This is a genomic window from Pseudoxanthomonas sacheonensis (assembly GCF_010093305.1).
GTDB lineage: Bacteria > Pseudomonadota > Gammaproteobacteria > Xanthomonadales > Xanthomonadaceae > Pseudoxanthomonas_A > Pseudoxanthomonas_A sacheonensis.
On sequence record NZ_PDWS01000004.1, the window covers coordinates 24541 to 49686 of the forward strand.

A 25146-nucleotide genomic window follows, 5' to 3' on the forward strand; every position below is an offset into this window, starting at 1 on the left:
GCGACTTACGTCGCTCCTACGACTTGCTAAGGGCTGCTCAGATAATCCAGCGCCACCTGCAGCATCGCTTTGCTGCCGACCTGCAGCGACTGCTCGTCCAGCAGGAACTGCGGCGAATGATTGATCGGCGCGGTGGCGGGATCGGTGCCGCGGGAGGTCGATCCGACGAAGAAAAAGAAAGTCGGGGCGGCGGTGGCGTACTGCGAGAAATCCTCGGCCACGGTGACCAGCGGCATCTCCACCACGTTGCCTGTGCCCAGCGCGCTTTCCAGCGAAGCGCGGCCGCGTTGCGCCAGCGCCGGGTCGTTGATCGTGGCCGGTGCGTTGTTCACGACCTGTAGTTCCGCCGTGCCGCCACCGGCATGGGCGAAGTCTTGCGCGGTGCGATGGAAGCGATCGATCACGTCCTGGCGCACTGCCGGATCGAAAGTCCGCAGCGTGCCAACCAGCTTAGCCTCGTCCGGAATGATGTTGAAACGCACGCCGCTCTGGAACTGTCCGGCGGTCAGCACCACCGGCGTGGCGGCGATGTTGACCTGGCGCGCGATGATCGATTGCGTGCCCAGCAGGATCTGCGCGCCCAGCGTGATCGGGTCCACGCCGTCCCACGGCCGCGAACCATGGGTCTGCTTGCCGTGCACGGTAAGCGTCCATTCGTCGGCGCTGGCCATCAGCGCGCCGCTGCGGGTGCCGACCTTGCCGACCGGCAGACCGGCCCAGACGTGCAGCCCGAACACCGCATCGGGTTTGAAGTCGGCGAAGATGCCCTGCTTCAGCATCAGCGCCGCGCCGAATTCCTCGCCCGCGTTCGGCGGACCTTCCTCGGCCGGCTGGAACACGAACATCACCTCTCCCGGCAACTGGTCCTTCATCGCCGCCAGCGCCGAGGCCACGCCCAGCAGCATCGCCACGTGCGCATCGTGACCGCAGGCGTGCATGACGCCCACCGGCTGGCCGCGATATTCGCTGGTCGCTTTGGAGGCGAAGGGCAGGCCGGTCTGTTCGGTGACCGGCAAGGCGTCCATGTCGGCACGGATGGCGATGCGCGGACCGGGCTTGCCGCCTTTGAGGACGGCGGTCACGCCGGTTTTGGCGATGCCCGTCTTCGGCTGCAGGCCCAGCGCGCGCAGCTGGTCGGCGACCAGTTTGGCGGTGCGGATTTCATGGGTGCCCAGTTCCGGATGCTCGTGGATGTCGCGGCGCCATTGGACGATCTCCGGTTGCAGGCGTTGCAAGGCTTCCGCTGCGACGGAGGTCTGCGCCTGCGCGGCGATCGCGCTGGCCGGCAGCAAGGCGAAGAGCAGCGCGCGCATGGCGACTCGGTATGGAAAAGGCATCCGGATATTCCATATGGGGGACAAGAATGGTAACGCGATCAAACCGCACGCCTGTAGGAGCGGGCCCTGCCCGCGACGGGCTTTACCGGTAACGCCCGGTCGCGGGCAGGGCCCGCTCCTACATGAGGGAAAGGCATATCGATAGAGGGCGAACGGCTCGCAATCCATCCACAAGACATGCGACGCTGCGTGCGCCCCGACCGAGGACGCCCATGAGCCCCGAACCCGTTGCCCAAACCAAGCCGCTGGAAGGCGATGCCGCCCTGATCCGCGCAGTAGGGTCGTTCGCGCTGGCCGCGGCGGTGATGAACATCATCGTCGGCGGCGGTATCTTCCGCATGCCAGCGGCGTTGTCGGCGCAACTGGGCACCGCAGCGCCGCTGGCGCTGATCGCCGGCGCGCTGGCGATCATTCCGGTGGCGCTGTGCTTCGCCGCCATCGGCAGCCGAGCGGTCGCCACCGGCGGACCTATCAGCTACCTGGGAGCGACCTTCGGCAGCTTCGCCGGCTTCATCGCCGGCTCGTTGATGTGGATCAGCAACGTGGCCTCCAGCGCCGGCGTGGCCGCCGCATTCGCCGTGCAGATGGCCAACCTGGTGCCGTGGTTCGCGCAGCCGCTGCCGCGCGCCGGCCTGCTGACGGCGCTTTATCTGCTGCTGTTCGCGCTGAACGCTTTCGGGGTGAAGCTGGGCGCCCGCGCCATTACCGCGCTGGCCGCATTGAAACTGACGCCGTTGTTCCTGCTGACGGGAGTCGGCCTGTTCTTCGTGGATTGGAATCAGATAAGTTTTGCGGTCGGCGATCTGCCGTCGTGGACCGCGCTGGGTACCGGCATGGTGCTGGTGATGTTCGCCTATTCGGGCATGGAAACCGCACTGGTGCCTTCCGGCGAAGTGCGCGATCCCTCGCGCAGCGTGCCGCGCGCGACCATGGTGGCGATCCTGCTGGTGGTGCTGCTGTACATGGGCCTGCAGATCGTCAGCCAGGGATTGCTGGGGCCGGCGCTGGCCGGCAGCGGCGTGCCCATCGCCGACACGGCCGGCGTGCTGTGGGCGACGGGTCGCATCGTGCTGCTGGTCACCGCCTGCATTTCGATGGCCGGGTTTCTGCTCGGCAACCTTCTGGGGTCCTCGCGGCTGTTGTTCGCATTGGGACGCGACGGCTATCTGCCGCATGCCTACGGCCGCGTCAGCGCCAGCCACCGCGTGCCGTTGCTGGCGCTGGCCACGCATGCGGGACTGGCGTGGCTGCTGGCGCTGGGTGGTACCTTCGATGCGCTGGCGCTGATTTCCGGCGGTGCGATCTGTCTGGTGTATGCGCTGGTCAGCCTGTCGGCGTGGCGTGGGCAACGGGTCGATCTGCGCGAACGCGGCGAACCCTTCGTGTTGTGGGGTGGTCCGCTGGTGCCGCTGCTCGGCGTGGTGGCGATGGCGCTTATCGTGACCACGCTGACCGGCAAGGAATGGATGGCGATCGGGGTGGCGCTGGCGGCACTGGTGCTTGTGTATGGAGTATTGCGCATATCCAGGCCGTCTCTAGGCGATAACTCCTAGTCGCGACGCGCCATGCTCTTGCGCGCCGTCGCGCACCCCAGCGTTTCCGCACTGACCGGCGCGCCCAACTCCCTCAGTATTTCTCTCTGCTCCGGTAGAGGCGTACGCAGCATGCGTTCTTCGTACGTGGCCAACTTGCGGAACGCGGGCAGAGCCAGGGTACGTTCGATGAAAGCAGCAGCGCGCGGCCAGCGTTGTGCATCCACGGTGTAACGCACGAAAGCCGCATTGCGGAAGAAGCTGGCGATGCTGATGTCGGCCACCGACAGCGCGCCGAACAGGAATCCTTCGGTCGGCAAAGCCGACTCCAGGTAGTCCAGCGTCTGCGGCAGCTGTTCCTCGCGCGCACGGCTGACGATGGCTTCGTCCGCCTGCTCGCCGAACAGGAAACGCTTGACCCCGATCTGGTAGAACATGCCCCAGATCACCACATCGCCCAACCACGAATCGGCGTATTCCTCCAGCCACCGCGCCTGCGCGCGGTCGCCGATGTCGGCCGGATACAGCGCCGGTTGCGGATGGCGTTCGTCCAGGTATTGGCAGATCACCGAAGAATCGTTGACGACCCGGTCGCCGTCGATCAGCACCGGGATGCGGCGCAGCGGGCTCAACTCGCTGAAACGTTCGTTGCCTACGAACGGGGCGATCGGGTCGATGGTGTAGCGCAGGCCTTTCAGCTCCATGCACACCAGCACTTTGCGGACGTAGGGGGAAATGTAATTGCCGATGATGTGGTAATCGGTTGTCATGCCAGCATTTCCTACGTAGTGGCGAAATTCTCTCTCTCGTCATCCCAGCTTTCGCTGGGATGACGGGGATTTTTATCTGGTCGTCTCAACGAAACACCACAGTGCGATGCCCATTCAAAAGAATCCGATGCTCCACATGCCGACGCACCGCGCGCGCCAGCACTTGCGATTCGGTATCGCTGCCTACCCGCACCAGTTCCCTGGGCGTCATCGCATGATCCACGCGCGCCACGTCCTGTTCGATGATCGGACCTTCGTCCAGGTCGCCGGTCACGTAGTGCGCGGTGGCGCCGATGATCTTGACCCCGCGCTGGTGCGCCTGGTGATAGGGCTTGGCGCCCTTGAAACTGGGCAGGAAGCTGTGGTGGATGTTGATGGCGCGCCCGGCCAGCGCCTCGCACAACTCCGGCGACAGGATCTGCATGTAGCGTGCCAGCACCACCAGGTCGATGCCTTCCGCCGTCACCAGATCGAGGATCCGTTGTTCCTGGGCGCGCTTGGACGCCGCGGTTACCGGCAGGTAGTGGAAGGGGACGCCGTAGGACGCGGCCAGCGCCGTGAAATCCTCGTGGTTGGAAACGATGCCCGCGATATCCACCGGCAATTGCCGGCTGTGCGCGCGGAACAGCAGGTCGTTGAGGCAATGCCCCTGGCGGCTCACCAGCACCAGCAGCCGCGCGCGGCGGCGCGCATCGTGGATCTGCCAGACCATGCCGAAGCTTTCGGCCAGCACGGAGAATTTTTCCCGCAGCGCTTCCGCTTCGGCCGCCGCTGGCAAGTCGAAATGCACACGCAGGAAGAACCGCCTCGTCTCTTCGTCGCCGAACTGCTGCGCGTCCTGGATGTTGCAACCCAGCTCGTACAAAAGGCCGGTCACGCGATAGACGATGCCGGTGCGGTCGGGGCAGGACAGGGTGAGGATGTAGTCGGGGCGCATGGGGGCAATACTAATCGCTTCGCGTTCCGTCGGCCCAGATCCAAGACGACGTCATCCCAGCGAAAGCTGGGATCCATCTTGATTTTGATTGTGGCTGCAGCACCCGCTGTCTTTAGAAGCAAAGTCAAAATGGATCCCAGCTTTCGCTGGGATGACGATCTTTAGGGTTACAGGTCGTAGGACAGCAGGTCGTACCCGGTTGCCGCGCGCACCACGCGCTGATGCACGAACGAGCCGCTGCCGCCGTTGGTCAGCACCACGATGCCGCGCCGTCGCTGCGCATCGCCGACCGCGAAATTCTTGAAGATGTCGCCGTTGCTGCCCGAGTGGTAGAACACCGGCCCGTCGCGGGTCTGTTCCATGTTCCAGCCCAGCCCTTTCTCCGTCCATCGGCCCGGAATGCCGATCTGCGGGGTGAGCATGGCCTGCCGCGTGGCCTCGGCGACCTCCCACGAGCCATGCTGCTTGCGCGCCATCATCAGGGTCAGGAAGGTGGCGTAGTCCTGCACGGTGGAGCGCAGGCTCGCTGCGGCGTTGGCCATGATGTCGCCGGGCCAGGTCACCAGCCCTGCGGGCGCCAGCGCCATCACTTCGGGCAGCGCACGTGCGGCATCGTCGTATTTCCACGAAGAAAGCGGCTTGCCCGTGCGCTCGGCGACCTGCTGGGCGATGCTCCATTGCTCGCGGAACATCTGCGGCGGCATGCCCGGTTCGGATTGATCGTGCCTGCGGTGCCCATAGACCGAGCGCGCGGCCAGATCCGTGTTCCAGGTGTAGCTGCTGTCCTTCATCCCCGCCGGGCCGAACAGATGCGCCTGCATCGATTCGTCCAGGCTCTGGCCGGTGATGGTTTCCACCACCAGCTGCAGCCAGAAAATCGCCTCGCCGGAATAGTCGATGCGCGTGCCGGGCTTGACCATCGGCACCAGCTTTTCGGTCGCCGGCGCTTTGCGCCAGTTCGGCAATCCGGTGGAATGGCGCAGCACGTCGCGAGCGGTGATCAACTCGATCCACGGATGATCGGCCAGGTAATCCATGCGCCGGTACCTCACCAGCGGCCGGTCCAGATCGATCAGGCCCTGGTCCACCAACTGCATGACCAGATAGGCGAACACCGGTTTGCTCAGCGAAGCGTCTTCGAACACCGTATGCGCGTCCACCGGCGCGCGGGTCACCGCATGGGTCATGCCGAAGCCGCGGCTCCAGGCGACTTCGCCGTCTTCGACCACGGCAATTCCCACGCCCGGCACCGCGAACGCCTGCATGATGCGCGGCAGCTCGGCGAGAAAGCCATCCGAAGGAATCCACGGTCCGGATTGCTTCGCGCACGCTGCCGCAAGCGCGTTGAGCGGCGCCAGCCCCGCAAGGCCCGATAGAACGCTCGCCTCCAGCAAACGGCGGCGGCTTGGCGAATGAGGGGGACTGACCGGCATCGTCGACATTGGATAGGTTTCCACTCTGCGCGGCAAGCCTGTCCCCGTTGCGATTCGAACGCATGGCTTGACGCCCCGCCGTCGGCGGCGTAATTTGCGCAGGCCAAGGTTTCCATCTCTTTATGCAGATAAAGCGATTGAATTAAAAGGGAAGCCGGTGCGGACTCCTCAGGAGTCCAATTCCGGCGCTGCCCCGCAGCGGTATTTGGAAACGAACTTCGCCAACAGCACTGATCCTGGCGGATCGGGAAGCGGCGAAAAGTAGGCCAGCGCGCTCGTATCCGTGCGCCCGTCCATGAGCCCGAAGACCTGCCCCGGCCGGAAGGACAAGACCGTCCTTCCGCATGACCTGGAACTTCCGAGGGGAAGTGGCCGGAGCCTGCGCCCGGGACGCCAGTCTGCGGATGCATCCTCTCGCCTGTTCCTCATGGAAGTCCGGTTCGCCCGCGGGGGCGAAGGTCGCTGACGTGGAGAAACGGACCGCATTGCGGCCCGATCGCCGCGCGGTTCCTTCGTTCCTCATCCGAAACCGCATGAGGAAACGCTATGACCACTGTTACCAACCTGGGCTTCCCGCGCATCGGCGCCAAACGCGAACTCAAGCGCGCGCTGGAAGCCTGCTGGCGCGGCGAGATTTCCGCCGACCAGCTGCAGGACACCGCACGCGGCCTGCGCCAGCGCCATTGGCAGTTGCAGAAGGAAGCCGGCGCCGCCACCGTGCCCTGCAACGACTTCTCGCTGTACGACCACGTGCTGGATACGGCGTTCCTGTTCGACGCCATCCCCGACCGTTATCGGCCATTGGCCGACCGCGATCCACTGGCCGGCTACTTCGCGCTCGCTCGCGGCCTGCAGAAAGACGGCGTGGATCTGCATGCGCTGGAAATGACCAAGTGGTTCGACACCAACTACCACTACCTGGTGCCGGAACTGCATCGCGACCAGCGGTTCCGCCTGCGCGGCGACAAGCCAGTAGCGGAATTTCTGGAAGCCAACGCGCGGGGATTCAACGCGCGCCCCGTGCTGCTGGGACCGGTCAGCTTCCTGCTGCTGTCCAAGGCCGTGGATGGCAGCGACCGCCTGGCTCTGCTGGACCGCTTGTTGCCGGTCTATGCCGAACTTCTCGGCAAACTGAAAGACGCCGGCGCCGAGTGGGTGCAGATAGACGAGCCCGGCCTGGTGCTGGACCAGGACGCCGACGACCATGCCGCCTACCGCACTGCCTATGCCGCACTCGAAGACGTACCGCGTCCGAAATTGCTGCTGGCCACCTATTTCGGCGCGCTCAACGACAATCTCGCCCTCGCGGCTTCCTTGCCCGTCGAAGGCCTGCATGTGGACCTGGTGCGCGGCAAGGAACAGCTGGACGCGGTGCTGAAGGCGCTGCCCAGGCAGCGCGTGCTTTCCCTGGGCCTGATCGACGGCCGCAACGTCTGGCGCAGCAATCTGGACAACGCGCTGATCCTGGCCAAATACGCCAGCGGCCACGTCGGCGCGGACAATCTATGGCTGGCGCCCTCTTGTTCGCTGCTGCATGTGCCCGTCGATCTGGCCAGCGAGAAAGCGCTGCCCGGCGATCTGCATTCGTGGCTGTCGTTCGCGCGGCAGAAGATAGAGGAACTCAAGACCATCGCCGATGCGCTGCAGGGTCGACCGGGAGCGGAACTGGCATTGGACGTCGCCCGCGACCGACTGGAATCACGGCGCCGCTCTTCCCGCGTGCACAAACCCGGAGTGGCCGCGCGCCTGGCCGCACTGACGGAGGCATCCGCACGGCGCGGGTCCGATTACCAGACGCGCCGTTCGCTGCAACGGGCGTCGTTGAACCTGCCGGCCTACCCCACCACCACCATCGGTTCGTTCCCGCAGACGCATGAAGTGCGCGAAGCGCGCGCGAAGAACAAGTCTGGCGCCCTGTCCGACGCCGACTACGATGCGTTCCTGGCCGCGGAAACCGAAAAATGCGTGCGCTTCCAGGAAGACATCGGCATCGACGTGCTGGTGCACGGCGAGTTCGAACGCAACGACATGGTGGAATACTTCGGCGAGCAGCTGGAAGGTGTCGCCTTCACCAAACTCGGTTGGGTGCAGAGCTACGGCTCGCGCTGCGTGAAACCACCGATCATCTACGGCGACGTGACCCGTCCGCGACCGATGACCGTGCGCTGGTCGCAGTACGCGCAGTCGCTGACCGGCAAGCCGATGAAGGGCATGCTGACCGGGCCGGTGACGGTGCTGCAGTGGTCGTTCGTACGCGACGACCAGGCGCGTTCGCAGACCTGCCGGCAGATCGCGCTGGCGCTGCGCGACGAAGTGACCGATCTGGAGGCGGCGGGTATCGGCGTGATCCAGATCGACGAGCCGGCGATCCGCGAAGGCCTGCCGCTGCGGCGCGGCGAGTGGAAGGCGTACCTGGACTGGGCCGTGGAATGCTTCCGCATCACCGCATCGGGCGTGGACGACGTCACCCAGATCCATACCCACATGTGCTATTCCGAGTTCAACGACATCATGGAAGCGGTGGCGGCGATGGACGCGGACGTGATCTCCATCGAGACTTCGCGTTCGCGGATGGAGTTGCTGGATGCGTTCGTGAAGTTCCGCTATCCCAACGAGATCGGACCGGGCGTGTACGACATCCATTCGCCGCGCGTGCCCGACGGACAGGAGATGCTGGATCTGCTGAAGAGGGCGCGTGCGGTGCTGGCGCCGGAACAGATCTGGGTCAATCCCGATTGCGGATTGAAGACGCGCGGGTGGCCGGAGACGCGCGCGGCGTTGACGGCGATGGTGGCTGCGGCGAAGGAGATGCGGGCGGTCTAAGCCTGGATAGCCGCACAAACCGTTGAGCCTATGGAGTCGTAGGAGCGACGTAAGTCGCGAAGGAGAAAACAAAGAATCCGTCGCGACTTACGTCGCTCCTACGACCGCCACCGAGCTGTTCAGAACGCGTGATCGAAACCGACTTCGCCCTGCACGCCAACCTGGTAGGCCGAAACGCGACGCTCGAAGAAGTTGGTCAGCTCCTGAACATCCTGCAAATCCATGAACGGGAACGGATTGGTCGAGCCGAAATGCTTGGGCATGCCCAACTGGGCCATGCGCTGGTCGGCGCAATATTCCAGGTACTGGCGCATGTCCTTGATCGACAAGCCAGCGACGCCGCCGCTCAGCGTGTCTTCGGCGAAGGCCACTTCGCAGTCCACCGCCTCGGACATCATCTGCACCACTTGCGCCTTCAAGTCGTCGTCGAACAGGTCCGGTTCTTCCTCGCGCGCGGTACGGATCACCTCGAAGGCGAAAGCCATGTGCGCGCTCTCGTCGCGGAACACCCAGTTGGTGCCGCTGGCCAGCCCGTGCAGCAGCCCGCGCGAACGCAGGTAGTACACGTAAGCGAAGGCGCCGAAGAAGAACAGGCCTTCTATGCAGCCGGCGAAGCAGACCATGTTGAGCAGGAACTGGCGGCGCTGCTCGCGCGTCTCGATGCGCGTGATGCCTTGCAGCGAGTCGATCCACTTGAAGCAGAACTCGGCCTTGCGCCGGATCGAGGGAATGTTCTCCACCGCGGCGAAAGCCTTGGCGCGCTCGTTCGGGTCGGGCAGGTAGGTGTCCAGCAGGGTCAGGTAGAACTGCACGTGCAGCGCTTCCTCGTACAGCTGCCGCGACAGATACATGCGCGCTTCGGGCGCGTTGATGTGCTGGTACAGGTTCAAGACCAGATTGTTGGAGACGATGGAGTCGCCGGTAGCGAAGAACGCGATCAGGCGTTCGATCAGGTGCCGCTCGGCTGGGCCGAACTTGTCCTTCAGGTCCTTGGTGTCCAGAGAGAAGTCGACCTCTTCCACCGTCCAGGTGTTGCGGATGGCGTTGCGGTACATCTCGTAGAACTGCGGATAGCGCATGGGGCGCAAGGTCAGTTCGAAGCCGGGATTCAGGAGGAGTTGCTGGGGGTGGATGGACATTCTTTGCTCGCTGTTGCTTTCCCTTCTCCCGACGGGAGAAGGTGCCCGAAGGGCGGATGAGGGTACGGCGAAGGCACTGGCGCTCGAACAATCCGGGTTCCGCCGTACCCTCACCCCAACCCCTCTCCCACAGGGAGAGGGGCTTCAATCTTTACTGGCAAGCCTCGCAACTCTCCGGATTCTCCAGCGAGCAGCTCACCGCTTCGACCGGCGTGTAGGCAGGCTTCGGCGCTTCGGTGGCCACATTGCCCAGCGTCGTCTTGGCGATCCTGGTGGCCGGTCGCGAACGCAGGTAGTAAGTGGTCTTGATGCCCTTCTTCCACGCATACATGTACATGGACGACATCGCGCCGATGTTCGGACTTTCCATGAACAGGTTGAGCGAAGCGGACTGGTCGATGAAGGCGCCGCGGTCGGCGGCCATGTCGATCAGAGAGCGCATCGGCACTTCCCAGGTGGTGCGATAGATCTCGCGCAACGTGTCGGGAATGCGCGGCACGTTCTGGATCGAGCCTTCGGCCTGCTTGATTTCGTCGCGCACTTCCGGGGTCCACATGCCCAGCTTCTTCAGTTCGCCCACCAGGTAGCGGTTGACCTGCAGGAAATCGCCCGACAGCGTTTCGCGCTTGAACAGGTTGCTGGTCTGCGGCTCCACGCACTCGTAGCAGCCGGCGATGGAGGCGATGGTGGCGGTGGGGGCGATGGCGATCAACAGCGAATTGCGCAGGCCGCTTTCGACGATGCGCCCGCGCAGCGTCTCCCAGCGGTCCATGTGTTCGGGAGTCACGTTCCAGGCTTCGAACTGGAATTCGCCGCCGGCCGCGCGCGTGTCCGCGAACGAAGGATGCCTGCCGCGCTCTTCCGCCAGTTCCACCGAAGTCTCCAGCGCATGGTAGTAGATCGTCTCGGCGATCCTGGCCGAAAGCTTGCGTGCTTCGGCGCTGTCGAACGGCAGGCGCAGTTTGAAGAACACGTCCTGCAGGCCCATCACCCCCAGCCCGACCGGGCGCCAGCGCAGGTTGCCGCGGCGCGCGGTTTCGATGGGATAGAAATTCAGGTCGATCACCCGGTCCAGCTGACGCACGGCTAGGCGCACGGTTTCGGCCAGCTTGTCGAAGTCGAAAAACTGATTAGAGGCGGGGGAATCCTCATCCAGGTGATGGCTGAGGTTGATCGAACCCAGATTGCACACCGCGGTCTCTTCGGCCGAAGTGACCTCCAGGATTTCGGTGCACAGGTTGGACAGATGGATGACGTTGCCGGCCTTGGCGGTCTGGTTGCTGGCGCGGTTGCACTTGTCCTTGAAGGTCATCCAGCCGTTGCCGGTCTGGGCCAGGGTGCGCATCATCCGGCCGTACAATTCGCGTGCCTTGATCGACTTCACCGCCTTGCCCTGCAGCTCGGCCTGTTCGTAGGCGCGTTCGAAATCGGCGCCGAACAAGTCTGTGAACTCGGGCACCACGCGCGGATCGAACAACGACCAGTCGGCGTCGGCTTCCACACGCTTCATGAAAAGATCGGGAATCCAGTTGGCCAGGTTCAGGTTGTGCGTGCGCCGCGCCTCGTCGCCGGTGTTGTCGCGCAGCTCCAGGAATTCCTCCACGTCCGCATGCCACGGCTCCAGGTACACGCAGGCCGCGCCCTTGCGCTTGCCGCCCTGGTTCACCGCCGCCACCGACGAATCCAGCGTCTTCAGCCACGGCACGATGCCGTTGGAATGGCCGTTGGTGGACTTGATCAGCGAGCCGCGCGAACGCACGCGGGTGAAGCTGACGCCGATGCCGCCGCTGAACTTGGACAGCTGGGCGATGTCGCCGTACTTCTGGTAGATGGATTCCAGCGAATCGATCGGCGAATCCAGCAGGAAGCAGCTGGACAGCTGCTCGTGGGTGGTGCCGGCGTTGAACAGCGTCGGCGAGCTGGGCAGATAGTCCAGGTTGCCCATGCGCCGGTACAGCGCCAATGCTTCCGGTACGTCCTCGCTCAATGCGCAGGCGATGCGCAGGAAGAACTGCTGCGGCGTTTCGATGACCTTGCGCGTGTGCGGGTGACGCAGCAGGTAGCGGTCGTACAGGGTGCGCAGGCCGAAGTAGTCGAAACGCAGATCAAGCGAGGCATCCAGCGCATCGTTCAACTTGCGCGCGTTGGTCTGCACGAAGCCGAGCAGGCGATCGTTGATCAGACCGACTTCGTGGCCGCGCAGGATCGACTGCGAGAACGCATGGATTTCCTGGCCGGTGACTTCCTTGGCGATGTAGTTGGCCAGCAAGCGCGCGCCCAGGCGGCCGTATTCGGGTTCTTCGGCGGTCAGCAACGCAGCGGTGCGGATGGACAGTTCGTCCAGCTCGCGCGTGGTCGCGCCGTTGTACAGGCCGGAGATGGTGCGCGTAGCCACGCGCATCGGATCGATCGCATGCAAACCTTCGCAGTTGCGCTGCACCGCGCGCACGATCTTGTTGAGATCCACCGGTTCCTGGCCGCCGTTGCGCTTGGTCACGCTCATCGCGGTGGCGGTGGGCGGCGGAGTCAGCAAAAAGGAAGTGTCATCGGTCGCTTCTGCGAGCGCCTGTTCGTTCTGTGTCACGGTGTATCTCCCATCATGATGCACGCGGCGGCCTGTCCCTCGCAGGCAGCGCAGGCCTGGTGCGTCTCAGGATGGGAAAGCGGCGTCGCAGGCACCGCGACGGAAGTCGCTTGCCTTGCTTCGCCAGCCTGTCTCCCCCCGGAGATTCCGTGGCCGGCACCGCGCGGTGTGCTTCGCGCGGCTGTCGGCAGGTCTTCGGACTCGTGGACGCGGAAGCTTCGCTTCCTCCTAGGCCGCTGCTTCCCGGTGCAGTGCACCAGTGCGTATTGCGACTTCGTTTCCACCTACCGCTGCGGGGCAGTGCCGGGATGGGCTCGCAAGAGCCGCACCGGCTTCCCTTTTCATCCGGCGGCGCGAGCCGTCGGAACCGACGGCCACAACATAGTGTGGTTACAGATATACGTCAACACGATATGTGGAGTTTTTTGGCGGCCGCCGGCTTGTACTCAGGCGGCCCGAATACGGTCAGCCAGGTTTCACGCCAGCCGCGCGCAAGCCGCAGGTCGTGGAACATGCCGACCCAGGCATGGCTGGCGATGCGCAGCGGGTTGTAGCTGCGCAGCGGTTCGACCAGGCCATAGCGCGGCGGCTCGTCCGCGCGTTGGTCGCGGAACGTGCCGAACAGCCGATCGAACAGAATCAGCACGCCGCCGTAGTTGCAATCGATGTAGTCCGGATTGCTGGCGTGGTGCACGCGATGGTGCGCCGGCGTGTTGAACAGGAACTCGATCGGGCGCGGCAGCTTGCCGATCAGCTCGGTATGCAGCCAGAACTGATAAAGTAGATTCATCGCCAGCGCGCCGACCACGTACGGCACCGGAAAGCCCATCCACACCAGCGGCCCGAAGAAGATAGCCGCGCCGGTGAGTTTCCCGGTCCAGCCCAGGCGATAGGCGGCCGACAGGTTGTACTGGTTGGATGAATGATGCACCGAGTGGTTGAGCCAGAACCAGCGGATGCGGTGGTCGGCACGGTGCATCCAGTAGTAGCAGAACTCCTGGCCCACGAAGAGCAGAGCCCAATGCCACCACCGGTCCATGCCGATGGTGGCCACGCGCAGGTTCCAGATGCCGTAGAGCATCGCGCCTGTCAGGCCGCCCTGGACGACCAGGTTCAGTGCGCCGCGGCCCAGCACATCGCCCAGCGATGCCCAATAGCCTTTCCAGTCGTAGTCGCGGCCACGGCGCACCAGCACCCATCCTTCGATCGCGGCGATCAGCACCAGCAACAGACCGGGGAACAGCAACAAGGGCCGGCTGAAATCCATGCGCGTGCAGGCTCAGCGATTGCGGCCGGCGAACTTCGCCGCCACTGCCTTGAACTCGTCGGGCGACAATCTGCCGTCGTTGTCGGCGTCGAGCTTGTCGAAGTTCTTGGCGATACGCGGCAACTTCGCATCGGCTTCGGCTTTGTCGATGAAGCCGTCCTTGTTGGCGTCGGCGGCCTGCAGGCGTTCGAGCGCGGCCTGCTTCTGTTCGGCGGAAGGTTGCTGGGCCATGGCGTCGATGGAAACCGCCAGCAGCGCGTAGCCAAGACAAAGGTGAAAGAAATTGCTTTTCATGGAACGGATCCTCGATGGACGATCGGAGAAGGAAAGCGCTGCGGAGCGGTCGGGGAAGTGGAGGAGGGGCGCTCCGCAGCGCCGGGGAGACGCTTTTCGGCTGTGCCGGCGGACGCTCCGGCCAATCCGTCCGTGGATATGGCCGGAGACGGTTCTCAGTCGCCGCCGGGGCAGGCGATCACTTCGCCCGCGGCATTGGTGCAGGTGCCGGTATGGGTGATGCTGCCGTTCTCGTAGGCAGTGGAGCCGTTGTAGGAATTGCCGTTGGCGCCGGTGGCGCTGGTTTCGCGGCCGCCGGAATAGGTGCCGTCGGGGTTCTTGGTGAAGCCGCCGCTGGTGCTGGCGGTGCCGCCATTGGCGCTGGTGGCAGTGGCGCTGCCCTGGCGGCCGGCGCTGCCGTCGGCGTTGCGGTAGAAGCTGCCCTGGCTGCTGGCCGAGCCGCCATTGGCGCCGCTGACCGAGGCGTTGCGCCAGCCGGAGGCATTGCCCTGGCCGTCGCTCTGCACGTTGCGGCCGCGGGCGTAACTGCCGTTGGCGCCGCTGGCGCTGGCGCTGGTGCTGGCGTTGCGCACGCCTTCCACGTTGCTCACGGCGCGGGTGCGGGTACGTTCGCGGGCGCCTGCGTCGTCGATGCCGGCGGAAAACACGCCGGCCAGGGCAATGGCGGCCAGCAGCGCATTGATCTTGGTATTCATGGGCTTCTCCTGTGGGACTGGGTGATCGCGGAGCGGTCGCGCCGCGGTGAGGTCAAGTTATCCGGCCCGGATCCCACGGGTGTTGCCGGATTGCGAGCGGATGTTTCGCAAGCGCCCGGTCGAAACATTTGCTTACAAAGCGGCTGCGATCCCGATTTGCCGCGCCCGGCCGACAACCGCGATAGTGGCGCCATGAACGAAACCACCGCCCGCCTGCTCCTGGTCGACGACGATCCGCGCCTGCGCGAACTGCTGGTGCGCTATCTGGAATCGCAGGACTTCAGCGTGAAAGGCGTGGGAGATGGCGTGCAGATGCGCCAGGCGCTGGACCGCGGCCATTTCGACCTGATCGTGCTGGATCTGATGCTGCCGGGCGAAAGCGGCCTGGACATCTGCCGGCGCCTGCGCGGCCAGGGCGACGCCACGCCCATCGTCATGCTCACCGCCAAGGGCGACGAGATCGATCGCATCGTCGGCTTGGAAATCGGCGCCGATGACTACTTGCCCAAACCAGTCAACCCACGCGAACTGCTGGCGCGCATCCGCTCGGTACTGCGGCGCAGCGGCGCAACGGCCCCCGGCGCGCCGCAGGCCGAAGGCGGGGAAATCCGCTTCGGTCCGTTCCGTCTGGACCTGGGCCGGCGCGAACTGAGCCGCGATGGCGCGCCGTTGAAAATGACTTCCGGCGAATTCGCGGTGCTGGCGGTGCTGTTGCGCCATCCGCGCCAACCGCTCAGCCGCGACCGTTTGATGAGTCTGGCGCGCGGCCGCGAACACGACGCTTTCGAGCGCAGCATCGATGTGACCATCACCCGTCTGCGCCGCCTGCTGGAGGACGATCCGCGCCACCCGCGCATCCTGCAAACGGTGTGGGGCGTGGGTTATGCGTATGTGCCGCCGGACGAAACACCGGCAGGAGCGCAGACATGATCGTGCGCAGCCTGCTCCCCAGAAGCGTGTTCGGCCAACTGGCGCTGGTCATCGCGTTGACCCTGGCCGGCGCCGGCGTGCTGGCCGTATTGCTGGGCCGCGAGATGGCGACCCGGCCGGCGGCCGAACAATTGCTGCGGGCGATGGATGGCTTTGCCGATGTGGTGGAGGAGCTCGACCGCACCCAGTCGCACGCCCGTGCGCTGCAATTGCTGCGCGAGGCCGGCATGGAGGTGCGCACGGAGCCGCCGCCGGATACCGCGCCGCGGGTCGCGCCGTTCATGCGCGAACTCGAAGAACAAGCCCGCGGCAACCTCGATCCCGGCCGCGAAGTACGCCTGGGCCGCAACGCCAGCGCCAACGCGGTCTGGCTGAAATTGAACACCGCCTCGCCGATGTGGGTGTCGTTCGCCTACGACCGCCGCGGCCAGGGCATGCGGCGTTTTTCCGTGCTGCTGCTGGCCGGTTGCGTGCTGCTGGTATGGCTGGCGGCGGCTTATTTCGCGCGCCGCCTGGCGATGCCGTTGCGGCAGTTGGCCAAGGCCGCGCCCGACATCGTGCGCGGCGATCCGCCCGAAGCCATGCTGACCTCCGGCCCACGGGAAGTGAGCGAACTGGCCCGCGCCTTGACCGACGCCAGCCGCGAAGTCCGCGCTGCCGCCGAGGAGCGCGCCTTCATGCTGGCCGGCATCTCGCACGATCTGCGCACCCCGTTGACACGGGTGCAGTTCGCCGCCGAACTGCTGCCCGATACCGACCCGGAACTGCGCGCCGGCATCCGCCGCGACATCGAGGAGATCGACGCCATCCTGACCCAGTTCATCGCCTACGCCCGCGATGGCCGCGATGAAATCAGCGAATCGCTGGATCTCGCCGAAATCTGCCGCAATGCCGTAACCGCTTCCGCCGCCGCATGGGAAACCGAGTTGCCGGAGTCCGCGCCCATGCGCGGCCGGCCGATGGCGCTGTTGCGCGCGGTGGAGAACCTTCTGGTCAACGCGCAGCGCCATGGCGCGCCTCCATACGCGCTGCGGCTGCGCCGCGAAGGCGAAGCCTGGCGCATCGAAGTCTCCGACCACGGACCGGGCCTGACCGCCGAAGCGGCCGAACGCGCGCGGCAGCCCTTCGTGCACGACAGCCAGAACGGCGGCAGCGGCCTGGGCCTGGCCATCGTCGATCGCGTGGCGCATCAACATGGCGGCCAACTGCGGCTGACGCCGAATTCGCCGCATGGCCTACGTGCCGTGCTGCTGCTGCGCGGCGCATGAAAACGGTCATCCCAGACGCATTGGGGGGATCTGCCGCTCCTGAAATCGGCAACGGAAGCAGATCCCTCGCTGCGTTCGGGACGACAAAGGAGAGAAGTGCTGCGCGGGAAAACCGAATGAATGCAATAGGAGCATCGCCATGAACGTGAAAGTCCGCAGCATGCTGCTCTGTCTGTGCCTGCCGCTGGCGGCGATGCGCTTCGGTGCGGAAGCCGCGCCTGCGCCGGACCGGATGGAACGCTTGACGCAACTGCGCGAAGCCAGCAAGCGCGAGCGCACGGTCGCGCTGCCCGCCGGTGCGGAGGCGGTGCGCAACGTCGCCTACGGCGCCGATCCGGCGCAGCGCTTCGATGTCTATCTGCCCAAGGGAGTCCGGCGCGCGCCGGTGCTCTTCTTCGTTCATGGCGGCGGTTGGGCCAACGGCGACAAGACCAATCCGGGCATCGAAAACAAGATCGACTTCTGGCTGGCGAAAGGCTATGCGGTGATTTCCGCCAACTACCGCATGCTGCCCGAGGCGGCCCCGCTGCTGCAGGCCCGCGATGTGGCGCAAGCGGTGGCCACGGCGCAGCGCCGTGCGGACGAATGGAGCCTGGACCGCGCGCGTTTCGTGCTGGCCGGCCACTCGGCCGGCGCGCATCTGGTCGCCTTGCTCGGCGCCGATCCGAAGAGGCTCGCCGATGCCGGCGCGCAACGCCCGCTCGGTGTGGTTTCGCTGGACAGCGGCGCGCTGGACGTACCGGCGCTGATGGGCATGCCGCGCTTGCCCAAGTTGTACCGCAACGCTTTCGGCGCCGACGAAAATTATTGGGCCGCCGCTTCGCCGCAACAGCAACTGGGCCGTGCCGCGCTGCCGATGCTGATCGTCTGTTCCAGCGAACGCCGATTCCCTTCATCGCCCTGCGATGAGGGCCGCAAGCTGGCGCGAAAGGCCGCGCAGCTGGGCGTGCGCATGGAAGTACTGCCCGAGCCGATGTCGCATGCGGAGATCAATCGTGAGCTGGGCCTGCCATCGGCGTATACCGAGGCAGTGGCGAAGTTCGTCGATTCGCTGGTGAGATGAAGCCCTTCTCGCCTTCGGGCGAAGGCGGTCCGTAGGCCGAATGAAGGTGCGGCGAAGTCCATGATGGTTCGGACGAGCATGACTTCGCCGTACCCTCGCCCCAACCCCTCTCCCGTTGGAGAGGGGCTTCGAAACATCAAGCGCGATGTTGCCGGGCCAGATATTCGGCGCTCTGCATTTCGATCAGGCGCGAGGCGGTGCGTTCGAATGCACCTTGCAGGCGTGTTCCCGAATACAGCGCGGTCGGCAGCATCGCCGCGGTGCACACCAGATTGACGTGGCGGTCGTACAGCTCGTCGATCAGGTTGACGAAGCGCCGCGCGGCGTCTTCGTTGCTGCGGTCGAAAACGGGAATGCCGCCCAGCAGCACGGTATTGAACTCGCGCGCGACTTCGATGTAATCGGTGGTGCCGCGCGGTCCTTCGCACAGCGCGGCGAAGTCGAACCAGACGATGCTCTTGCCGCGTCCCCGTACCGGGATCTTGCGCGCCTCGATCTCGATGTTGCCGCGCTTCTCCGCCAGGCCGCTCAGTTCGCGCCAGCGTTCTCCCAGCCAAGCATCGGACTGCGCGTCCAGCGGCGTGCGGTACACCGGCGAACGGGTCAGCGCGCGCAGGCGGTAGTCCTCTTCGCCTTCGGCGTGCAGCGTCACGCAATGTTTCTGCAGCAGGGCGATGGCGGGCAGGAAGCTTTCGCGCTGCAGGCCGTGCGCGTACAGATTCTCCGGCGCGGTATTGGAAGTGGTCACCAGAGTCACGCCCTCGGCGAACATGCGTTCCAGCAGGCGGGACAGCAGCATCGCATCGCCGATGTCGGTGACGAAGAATTCGTCCAGCACCAGCACCCGCAATTCGTCGCGCCATTGCTCCACGATCCTGGCCAACGGATCGCTCTGGCCGGCGTGTTCGCGCAGGCGCTCGTGCACGCCGCGCATGAAGCGGTGGAAATGAGTGCGGTATTTCTGCTGGCTGGGCAGTCCGTCGTAGAACAGATCCACCAGGAAGGTCTTGCCGCGGCCCACCCCGCCCCACAGATACAGGCCGCGCACCGCTTCGGGCTTCTTCCAGAACGAGAGCCGCTCGCGCCAGCCGATGTCGGCCGCTTCCACCAGCGCGTCGTGCAGCCGGTCCAGCTCTCTCAAGGCGGCGTGCTGGGCGGGTTCGTCCTGCCAATCGCCGCGCGCGACGCCTTCGGCATAGGCTTGCGAGGGCGTCGGCGCGCCGCGCGCCGCTTCTACCGGACTCACGCCGCCGGCAACCAGTGCTTCACGCCGTGCTGCAGGGCCCCGCGCAGATCGATCAGCTTGCGATGGAAGAAGTGGCTGGTGTCGGGCATGCGCACCAGCTCGGGCTTGCGCTTCAGCGTATCGATCCAGTCGTAGACCGCCTGCGGATCGACGATCTCGTCGTTCTCGCCCTGGATCACCAGCCAGGGGCACACCGGCGTCGCGATCTTGCCGAAATCCCAGCGTCCGGCCGGCGGCGCGATGGAGATCAGCGCGTCGGGCAGCACGATGTCGTTGGCGCGCAGCGAGACGTACGCGCCGAAGCTGAAACCGGCCAGCCACAGATCGTCGTCCGGGCGTTGCCCGCGCACCCATTCCACCACCGCCAGCAGATCCTGCAGTTCGCCGTTGCCGTGGTCGAAACTGCCGGCCGACTGGCCCACGCCACGGAAGTTGAAACGCACCGTGTTGGCGCCCAGCTCGCGCAGGCTGCGCGCGGCCATGGTCACCACCTTGTTGCTGATGCTGCCGCCTTCGGTGGAAAGCGGATGGCAGAGCACGACCGTCAGCGGTAGCGCGGCGATATCGCCCTCGGGCCGGTCGACGGCGACTTCCAGTGCGCCCGCAGGCCCGGCCAGTTGCAGCGAAGTGGATTGATCGGGGAAGGTGGGCGCTGACATGGAGACATAATAACCGCCGCCCGTCTCCCCCGAACGTGGGAGCGGCGTCCCGCCGCGAGCTTTTCCGCGGTCTCGGATCGTCTAGCGCGGTGCCAAGCAGCGGGCACATTCAAAGAAGCAAGAGCTCGCGGCGGGACGCCGCTCCCACCGGTTCATGTCGGTTGGTGTGCGATGCGGCGAAGCCAACGACCGCATCGCCGACGTGCGTGCTTACAAGTCGAAACCCAGCACCATCGGGTCGTGGTCGGAACTGCGCCAAGGCCCTTCGATATCGCTGCCGGCGTAGCCTTCGCTCTCGGGTTCGTCCGCATTGCTATGCCACTCGGCCGCGCCGCGCAGACGCTTGGCCAAGGCGGGACTGAGCAGCGCATGGTCCAGACGGCCCAGCATGCCGCCGTAGAGGTAGCTGTAAGGTTGCTGGACTTTGGCCACGGCGAAGGCGTCCTTCCATCCGCGTTCGCGCAGCAGGCGCATCGGGTCTTCCATCGCATAGGCGTTGAAGTCGCCTACCACCAGCTTCTTGTCGGTGCGCTGGCCGGTGGGGTTGGTCTTCAGCCATGCGTCCAGGCGCTGCGCCGAATCCAGGCGCAGCGCATTCCAGCAAGCCTGCCCGTCGCGCTGGTCGGCGTCGGGGCCGGCCGCTTCGGTGCATCCCTTGGACTTGAAATGGTTGGCCACCACCAGGAACACCTGGCTGCCCTTGCTGCGGCGGAACGCCTGCGCCAGCGGTACGCGGCTGCGCGCTCCGAACGGCCCTTCTTCCAGCACCGCCGGCTTGCCGACCGGCGACACGCGGCTCTTGCGATAGATCAGGCCGACGCGGATCTCGTCGCTGCCGGGGCCTTTCTGCGCATCGATGAAACGCCAGTCGCCGCCGCCTTCGTTCAACGCATCGACGAATTGCGCCAGGCTGGATTGCGGGCCGTAGCCATCGTTCTCCAGTTCCATCAACGCGGCGATATCGGGGTTGAGCGCCTTGAGCGTCAGCACCAGTTTGTCCGTCTGCGCCTTCAGCTGGGCCGGCGCGGTGGCACCGCGCAGGGTGGGGAATCCGCCGCCGCTGCCGTCGCCGTTGAACAGGTTCTCCATGTTGAACGCGGCCACGCGCAGGTTGCCGGCCGCCTTGGGCGCGGCCGGGCGCGCGGCCGGCTTGGCTTCCAGCGGCGCGGTCAGCTGCAGGCGATAGCTGCCCTGGCGCTGATCGACGATGCCGCGCGCGCCGCTGGCGGTGCTGCCGCTGCGCGGAACGCCTTCGGGCAGGTACCACACTGTTTTCGGATCGCGGCGGCTGCTGGCGTCGTCCAGTACGATCCGTTGCCGGGCGTTCGATCTTTCGATTTCGTGGAAACGGACGCTGCCGGGGGCTGCGATCTCGGTAGGAGTCCACAGCCGTTCGTCGAAACTGGCGGTGGTTTCGGCGTAGCGCGTATCGGTGCCGTTGAGGCTCAGTGGCGCGTCGATCATGACCAGCATCCCTTCCAGCACCTCCCAGCGATCAGGCGGCGCGGTCAACACGGTAGGGATGACGGGGACGGCCTTGGGGAGCTTCACCGGCTCTATGCGCTCCGCCCGTACTGTGGTCAAGGTGCCGAACGATTTGCCGTCGCCCGCGTCTTCGAACACACGTCCCGTGACGCGCACCGTGTCGCCGGCGCGCAGCTTGGTCTTGGATGCCTTGGGCGGGAGGACGAACAGGCCGTCGGAAGTGAACGGATCGCCGTCGCCGCCGTCCTGAAGGAAGAAGCCGCCCATGCCGTCGACGAAGTTCCCCGTGATCGTGCCCTGCACGATCACCGGCTGGCCTTCCAGCGGACTGCGGTCGCCACGGCCTTGCGCCCGGCCTATGGTGATGACGCTGCGCTTGACCGCGGCATAGGTGGAGGCGGCGCCGCAGGCGCAGACCAGCGCAAGCAGCAGGGAGGCGTGGAAGCGGGTCACGGTCATGGCGGCTCCGAACAGGATTCAAACTAAAACGCCGCCCGAAGGCGGCGTTGCGCGCATCGGCGAGGGCCGAAGCTTACTTCACGTTGGCCAGCATCCAGTCGACGGTGGCGTGGATTTGTTCTTCGGTCAGGCCCGGGTTGCCGCCCTTGGGCGGCATCACCCCGCCGTCGGGGCCGGTGAAGCCCTCGATGGCGTGCTTGTACAAGGTTTCCTTGCCCTTGGCCGCGCGCGCGCCGAAGCCGGCGGCGGTCAGGGTCGGGGCCTTGCCCACGCCGTTGGTGTGGCAGGCGCCGCACAGGTTCTGGTAGATCACGCCGCCGTCCAGGGTGCCGCCGTAGGCCTGCTGGGCGGACGCGGCCGCCAGCGCCGCGGCCTGCGCCGCCGCCTGGGCCGCCGCGCCGGTGGCGCCGGCATACACGGCGCCGGCCGGGGCGATGCGCGCCTCGGTCTGCTTGGCCGCCACCGGCGAGACTTCCGGCGGGAGGCTGCCGTGCAGGTAGAGCGCGCCGCCGATCAGGCCCAGGGTCACCAGCATCAGGAAGCCGATGACCATGGAGAAATGCTTGAGGAATTCGAGGTCGTAGTTACGCACTTTCCACCTTTGGCAGCACGGCCGGGGCCGTGCTTGGCTACTGAAAATCAGGAATCCCGTAACTGCCGCATGCAGGTTGAGGGAAGGACCCGGGCGCAAGCGCCGCAGGCAAGGCCTCCATTATAAGCAGGGCCGGTGCGGATGCCTCAAGCCGTCCAGTAAATCCGCACAGGGGAGCGGGCATGTTCCAGCACGCTGCGGATGGGATACGCGCTGCCTGGACCCTCGGCGGAGAGGGCTTCGTCCAGGACCTGCCGCTTGCCCGCGCCTTCGATGTGGAGATACAGATGGCGCGCGGCCAGGATCGGCGGCAGGGTCAGGGTGATGCGGGGTTCGCCTGCGTCGGGCGCGCGCATCGGCAGCAGCACCGCCGTTGTGGAGGGGTCCAGGGCGGCCGTCAGGTGATCGCCGCCGGGAAAGAACGACGCGGTGTGCCCGTCGTTGCCCATGCCCAGCACCAGCGCGTCGAAGGGCGAAGGCAGGGCGGCCAGATCGGATTCGACTTCGGCCAGCGCCTGCTCCGGTTCCGGCGCATCGCGGTACAGGGGAACGAACCGCGCCGCCGCAGCCGGTCCTTGCAGCAGGTTGGTTCTCAGCAGCGCCGCATTGGAGCGTGCGTTGGATTCCGGCACCCAGCGCTCATCTACCAGGGTTACCACAATGCGCGGCCAGTCCAGCGGCTGCAGGGCGAGCGCCTGCATGAAGGCCTTGGGGGTGTTGCCGCCGGACAGGGCCAAGCTGGCGGAGCCGCGCTCGGCCAGCGCGGCGCGCAGATCGCCGGCGACGGACAGGGCCAGGGCTTCGGCCAGGGCGGTCGGGTCGGGAAAGGTGTGCGGTTGGATTTTCGGGGAGAGGTCGGTGGTCATGGCTGCTCCTGTTTTCCTTCTCCCACCGGGAGAAGCTGCCCGTAGGGCGGATGAGGGAATGGGCTATCGGTTTGCGGGATACTTTCCGTGGGCCGGAACTCTCCCTCCCTCATCCGCCCCTTCGGGGCACCTTCTCCCAAGGGGAGAAGGGAACAAATCGCTTATGTCGCGTCTTCATGCCAGGTCCGTCCATCGCGTTCGATGAGCGCTACTGCCGCGCTCGGCCCCCACGAGCCGGCGGTGTAGGGTTTCGGCGCTTCGCGCAGGGTTTCCCAGGCGGCCAGGATCGGGTCGATCCACTTCCATGCCGCTTCCACTTCGTCGCGGCGCATGAACAGCGTGGGATTGCCGCGCACCACGTCCATCAGCAGGCGCTCGTAGGCTTCGGGCTGGTGCACGCCGAAGGCCTCGGCGAAGCTCATGTCCAGCGGCACGTGCTGCAGGCGCAGACCGCCCGGACCGGGATCCTTGATCATCAGCCACAGCTTCACGCCTTCGTCGGGCTGCAGGCGCAGCACCAGCTTGTTGGCCATGATCGGGCCGGAGGTCTGTTCGAAAATGGAATGCGGCACCGGCCGGAAGGCGATGACGATCTCCGACACGCGCTCGGCCAGCCGCTTGCCGGTGCGCAGGTAGAACGGCACGCCGGCCCAGCGCCAGTTGTCGACTTCGGCCTTCAACGCCACGAAAGTCTCGGTACGCGAATCGTTGCGGCCCAGTTCGTCCAAGTATCCCGGCACCGCGCCGCCGTTGCTGGCGCCGGCGCGGTACTGTCCGCGCACGGTCATCTGCGCGGCGTCTTCGGCGTCGATCGGACGCAGCGAGCGCAGCACCTTCAGCTTCTCGTCGCGCACTGCGTCGGCCTGCATCGCCGCCGGCGGTTCCATCGACACCATGCACAGCAGCTGCAGCAGGTGGTTCTGCACCATGTCGCGCAGCGCACCGGAAGTGTCGTAGTAGCCGGCGCGCTTTTCCAGGCCCACGGTTTCGGCCACGGTGATCTGCACGTGGTCGACGTAGTTGGAATTCCACAGCGGCTCGAACAGGATGTTGGCGAAGCGCAGCGCCATCAGGTTCTGCACCGTTTCCTTGCCCAGATAATGGTCGATGCGGAAGATCTGGCTTTCGGAGAACGCGCTGCCCACCGCATCGTTGATCACCGCCGCACTGGCCGAGTCCTTGCCGATCGGCTTTTCGATCACCACCCGCGAGTTGCCGCCGTTGAGGCCATGCGCCTTCAGGCGTGTGCAGATGTCCACGAACAGACTGGGGCTGGTGGACAGATAGAACACGCGGATGCGGTCGCCGTGGGTCGCCAGCTCGTCGGCGAAACCCTGCCAGCCTTCGTCCTTGGTCGCGTCCAACGCGTGGTAACCCAGTTTCTGCAGGAAGGGCGCCAGCTTGGCCTGCAGCGAAGGGTCGCTGCCCACCACCGGGGCCAGCGCCCCGTCGACCTTGGCCCGGTAGTCCTCGTCGGACTGTTTGTCGCGGGCCACGCCGACGATGCGGCTGTCTTCCGGGATCTGGCCATCGGCGTAGCGCCGGAACAGGCCGGGCAACAACTTGCGCAGCGCCAGATCGCCGGTGCCGCCGAAAATCACGAGGTCGAAGGTGTCGACGGGGACAGTCTTGGCGGTCACAGCAGGTCTCTTTGGGGAACGGTGTCGGGAACGGGGAAAATACCACCGAAATACCATGATCGCCATCCATGCCCTTGATTCGCTGATATTGGTCATTTCGCTTGCGGGATTGGTATTTCATTGGTAC

General features: G+C 65.6%; 20 protein-coding genes and 2 riboswitches. Of the genes, 5 read left to right on the forward strand and 15 right to left on the reverse strand.

Annotated elements, in window-relative coordinates; genetic code table 11:
* Window positions 1-26: 26 nt before the first annotated feature.
* Window positions 27-1337 carry an amidohydrolase gene (locus CSC73_RS05335; RefSeq protein ID WP_163839390.1) on the reverse strand — a complete coding sequence of 437 codons (1311 nt, stop codon included), beginning with the start codon at window positions 1335-1337 and terminating at the stop codon, window positions 27-29.
* A 212-nt stretch (window positions 1338-1549) separates the two neighbouring features.
* Here CSC73_RS05335 and CSC73_RS05340 point away from each other — a divergent pair, with 212 nt between their 5' ends.
* A complete protein-coding gene (locus CSC73_RS05340; RefSeq protein ID WP_163839391.1) occupies window positions 1550-2890 on the forward strand; it encodes an APC family permease in 1341 nt (446 codons plus the stop codon).
* Here the strand turns inward: CSC73_RS05340 and CSC73_RS05345 are convergent.
* From CSC73_RS05345 to CSC73_RS05355, 3 genes are all read right to left on the reverse strand, one after another.
* Window positions 2887-3639, reverse strand: coding sequence for a glutathione S-transferase family protein (locus CSC73_RS05345; protein ID WP_163839392.1), 753 nt, complete (start codon window positions 3637-3639; stop codon window positions 2887-2889). The genes CSC73_RS05340 and CSC73_RS05345 overlap by 4 nt on opposite strands.
* Window positions 3640-3724: 85 nt before the next feature.
* Window positions 3725-4576 (reverse strand): formyltetrahydrofolate deformylase, encoded by an 852-nt coding sequence (gene purU, locus CSC73_RS05350; protein WP_163839393.1) that lies wholly within the window; start codon window positions 4574-4576, stop codon window positions 3725-3727.
* Between the two features lie 167 nt (window positions 4577-4743).
* A complete protein-coding gene (locus CSC73_RS05355; RefSeq protein WP_211840819.1) occupies window positions 4744-6018 on the reverse strand; it encodes a serine hydrolase domain-containing protein in 1275 nt (424 codons plus the stop codon).
* Window positions 6019-6098: 80 nt separating this feature from the next.
* Window positions 6099-6340: riboswitch (cobalamin riboswitch) on the forward strand.
* 215 nt (window positions 6341-6555) lie between these two features.
* Between CSC73_RS05355 and metE the strand changes: the two genes are divergently transcribed.
* A complete protein-coding gene (gene metE, locus CSC73_RS05360) occupies window positions 6556-8832 on the forward strand; it encodes a 5-methyltetrahydropteroyltriglutamate--homocysteine S-methyltransferase (protein WP_163839394.1) in 2277 nt (758 codons plus the stop codon).
* A gap of 119 nt (window positions 8833-8951) precedes the next feature.
* Here the strand turns inward: metE and CSC73_RS05365 are convergent, their stop codons facing one another.
* From CSC73_RS05365 to CSC73_RS05385, 5 genes are all read right to left on the reverse strand, one after another.
* Window positions 8952-9971 (reverse strand): ribonucleotide-diphosphate reductase subunit beta, encoded by a 1020-nt coding sequence (locus tag CSC73_RS05365; RefSeq protein WP_163839395.1) that lies wholly within the window; start codon window positions 9969-9971, stop codon window positions 8952-8954.
* A gap of 151 nt (window positions 9972-10122) precedes the next feature.
* Entirely contained in the window at window positions 10123-12474 is a 2352-nt protein-coding gene (locus tag CSC73_RS05370; RefSeq protein WP_163839512.1) for a ribonucleoside-diphosphate reductase subunit alpha, read from the reverse strand.
* A gap of 250 nt (window positions 12475-12724) precedes the next feature.
* Window positions 12725-12942, reverse strand: a riboswitch (cobalamin riboswitch).
* A gap of 16 nt (window positions 12943-12958) precedes the next feature.
* A complete protein-coding gene (locus tag CSC73_RS05375; RefSeq protein ID WP_163839396.1) occupies window positions 12959-13822 on the reverse strand; it encodes a sterol desaturase family protein in 864 nt (287 codons plus the stop codon).
* 12 nt (window positions 13823-13834) lie between these two features.
* Window positions 13835-14116, reverse strand: a complete 282-nt coding sequence (locus CSC73_RS05380; RefSeq protein WP_246197364.1) for an EF-hand domain-containing protein — start codon at window positions 14114-14116, stop codon at window positions 13835-13837.
* A 155-nt stretch (window positions 14117-14271) separates the two neighbouring features.
* Window positions 14272-14811, reverse strand: a complete 540-nt coding sequence (locus tag CSC73_RS05385) for a hypothetical protein (protein ID WP_163839397.1) — start codon at window positions 14809-14811, stop codon at window positions 14272-14274.
* 192 nt (window positions 14812-15003) lie between these two features.
* On the opposite strand from CSC73_RS05385, the gene ompR reads away from it, so the two are divergent.
* The 3 genes from ompR to CSC73_RS05400 all read left to right on the forward strand — a co-directional run bounded on the left by ompR (window position 15004) and on the right by CSC73_RS05400 (window position 18072).
* A complete protein-coding gene (ompR, locus tag CSC73_RS05390; RefSeq protein WP_163839398.1) occupies window positions 15004-15741 on the forward strand; it encodes an osmolarity response regulator transcription factor OmpR in 738 nt (245 codons plus the stop codon).
* Entirely contained in the window at window positions 15738-17009 is a 1272-nt protein-coding gene (locus tag CSC73_RS05395; protein ID WP_163839399.1) for an ATP-binding protein, read from the forward strand. The genes ompR and CSC73_RS05395 overlap by 4 nt, the downstream gene beginning before the upstream one ends.
* A gap of 139 nt (window positions 17010-17148) precedes the next feature.
* Window positions 17149-18072, forward strand: a complete 924-nt coding sequence (locus CSC73_RS05400) for an alpha/beta hydrolase (RefSeq protein ID WP_163839400.1) — start codon at window positions 17149-17151, stop codon at window positions 18070-18072.
* A gap of 136 nt (window positions 18073-18208) precedes the next feature.
* Here CSC73_RS05400 and zapE read toward each other — a convergent pair whose 3' ends face one another.
* The 6 genes from zapE to zwf form a co-directional block, all read right to left on the reverse strand.
* Window positions 18209-19318, reverse strand: coding sequence for a cell division protein ZapE (gene zapE / locus CSC73_RS05405; RefSeq protein ID WP_163839401.1), 1110 nt, complete (start codon window positions 19316-19318; stop codon window positions 18209-18211).
* The gene (locus tag CSC73_RS05410) at window positions 19315-19977 is read right to left on the reverse strand and encodes an alpha/beta hydrolase (RefSeq protein ID WP_163839402.1); all 663 of its coding nucleotides are present in this window, start codon (window positions 19975-19977) and stop codon (window positions 19315-19317) included. Before CSC73_RS05410 ends, zapE begins: the two co-directional genes overlap by 4 nt.
* Before the next feature lie 210 nt (window positions 19978-20187).
* Window positions 20188-21921, reverse strand: a complete 1734-nt coding sequence (locus tag CSC73_RS05415; RefSeq protein WP_163839403.1) for an ExeM/NucH family extracellular endonuclease — start codon at window positions 21919-21921, stop codon at window positions 20188-20190.
* 73 nt (window positions 21922-21994) lie between these two features.
* The gene (locus tag CSC73_RS05420) at window positions 21995-22513 is read right to left on the reverse strand and encodes a c-type cytochrome (protein ID WP_163839404.1); all 519 of its coding nucleotides are present in this window, start codon (window positions 22511-22513) and stop codon (window positions 21995-21997) included.
* A gap of 146 nt (window positions 22514-22659) precedes the next feature.
* Window positions 22660-23379 carry a 6-phosphogluconolactonase gene (gene pgl, locus CSC73_RS05425; protein ID WP_163839405.1) on the reverse strand — a complete coding sequence of 240 codons (720 nt, stop codon included), beginning with the start codon at window positions 23377-23379 and terminating at the stop codon, window positions 22660-22662.
* Window positions 23380-23540: 161 nt separating this feature from the next.
* Entirely contained in the window at window positions 23541-25019 is a 1479-nt protein-coding gene (gene zwf / locus CSC73_RS05430; protein WP_246197366.1) for a glucose-6-phosphate dehydrogenase, read from the reverse strand.
* Between the last annotated feature and the right edge of the window lie 127 nt (window positions 25020-25146).

Excerpts from the sequence above, each read along its gene's own strand:
- CSC73_RS05335 (WP_163839390.1), bottom strand. The coding sequence starts at position 1,337 with ATGCCTTTTCCATACCGAGTCGCCATGCGCGCGCTGCTCTTCGCCTTG.
- CSC73_RS05340 (WP_163839391.1), top strand. The coding sequence starts at position 1,550 with ATGAGCCCCGAACCCGTTGCCCAAACCAAGCCGCTGGAAGGCGATGCC.
- CSC73_RS05345 (WP_163839392.1), bottom strand. The coding sequence starts at position 3,639 with ATGACAACCGATTACCACATCATCGGCAATTACATTTCCCCCTACGTC.
- purU (WP_163839393.1), bottom strand. The coding sequence starts at position 4,576 with ATGCGCCCCGACTACATCCTCACCCTGTCCTGCCCCGACCGCACCGGC.
- CSC73_RS05355 (WP_211840819.1), bottom strand. The coding sequence starts at position 6,018 with ATGTCGACGATGCCGGTCAGTCCCCCTCATTCGCCAAGCCGCCGCCGT.
- metE (WP_163839394.1), top strand. The coding sequence starts at position 6,556 with ATGACCACTGTTACCAACCTGGGCTTCCCGCGCATCGGCGCCAAACGC.
- CSC73_RS05365 (WP_163839395.1), bottom strand. The coding sequence starts at position 9,971 with ATGTCCATCCACCCCCAGCAACTCCTCCTGAATCCCGGCTTCGAACTG.
- CSC73_RS05370 (WP_163839512.1), bottom strand. The coding sequence starts at position 12,474 with ATGAGCGTGACCAAGCGCAACGGCGGCCAGGAACCGGTGGATCTCAAC.
- CSC73_RS05375 (WP_163839396.1), bottom strand. The coding sequence starts at position 13,822 with ATGGATTTCAGCCGGCCCTTGTTGCTGTTCCCCGGTCTGTTGCTGGTG.
- CSC73_RS05380 (WP_246197364.1), bottom strand. The coding sequence starts at position 14,116 with ATGAAAAGCAATTTCTTTCACCTTTGTCTTGGCTACGCGCTGCTGGCG.
- CSC73_RS05385 (WP_163839397.1), bottom strand. The coding sequence starts at position 14,811 with ATGAATACCAAGATCAATGCGCTGCTGGCCGCCATTGCCCTGGCCGGC.
- ompR (WP_163839398.1), top strand. The coding sequence starts at position 15,004 with ATGAACGAAACCACCGCCCGCCTGCTCCTGGTCGACGACGATCCGCGC.
- CSC73_RS05395 (WP_163839399.1), top strand. The coding sequence starts at position 15,738 with ATGATCGTGCGCAGCCTGCTCCCCAGAAGCGTGTTCGGCCAACTGGCG.
- CSC73_RS05400 (WP_163839400.1), top strand. The coding sequence starts at position 17,149 with ATGAACGTGAAAGTCCGCAGCATGCTGCTCTGTCTGTGCCTGCCGCTG.
- CSC73_RS05410 (WP_163839402.1), bottom strand. The coding sequence starts at position 19,977 with ATGTCAGCGCCCACCTTCCCCGATCAATCCACTTCGCTGCAACTGGCC.
- CSC73_RS05415 (WP_163839403.1), bottom strand. The coding sequence starts at position 21,921 with ATGACCGTGACCCGCTTCCACGCCTCCCTGCTGCTTGCGCTGGTCTGC.
- pgl (WP_163839405.1), bottom strand. The coding sequence starts at position 23,379 with ATGACCACCGACCTCTCCCCGAAAATCCAACCGCACACCTTTCCCGAC.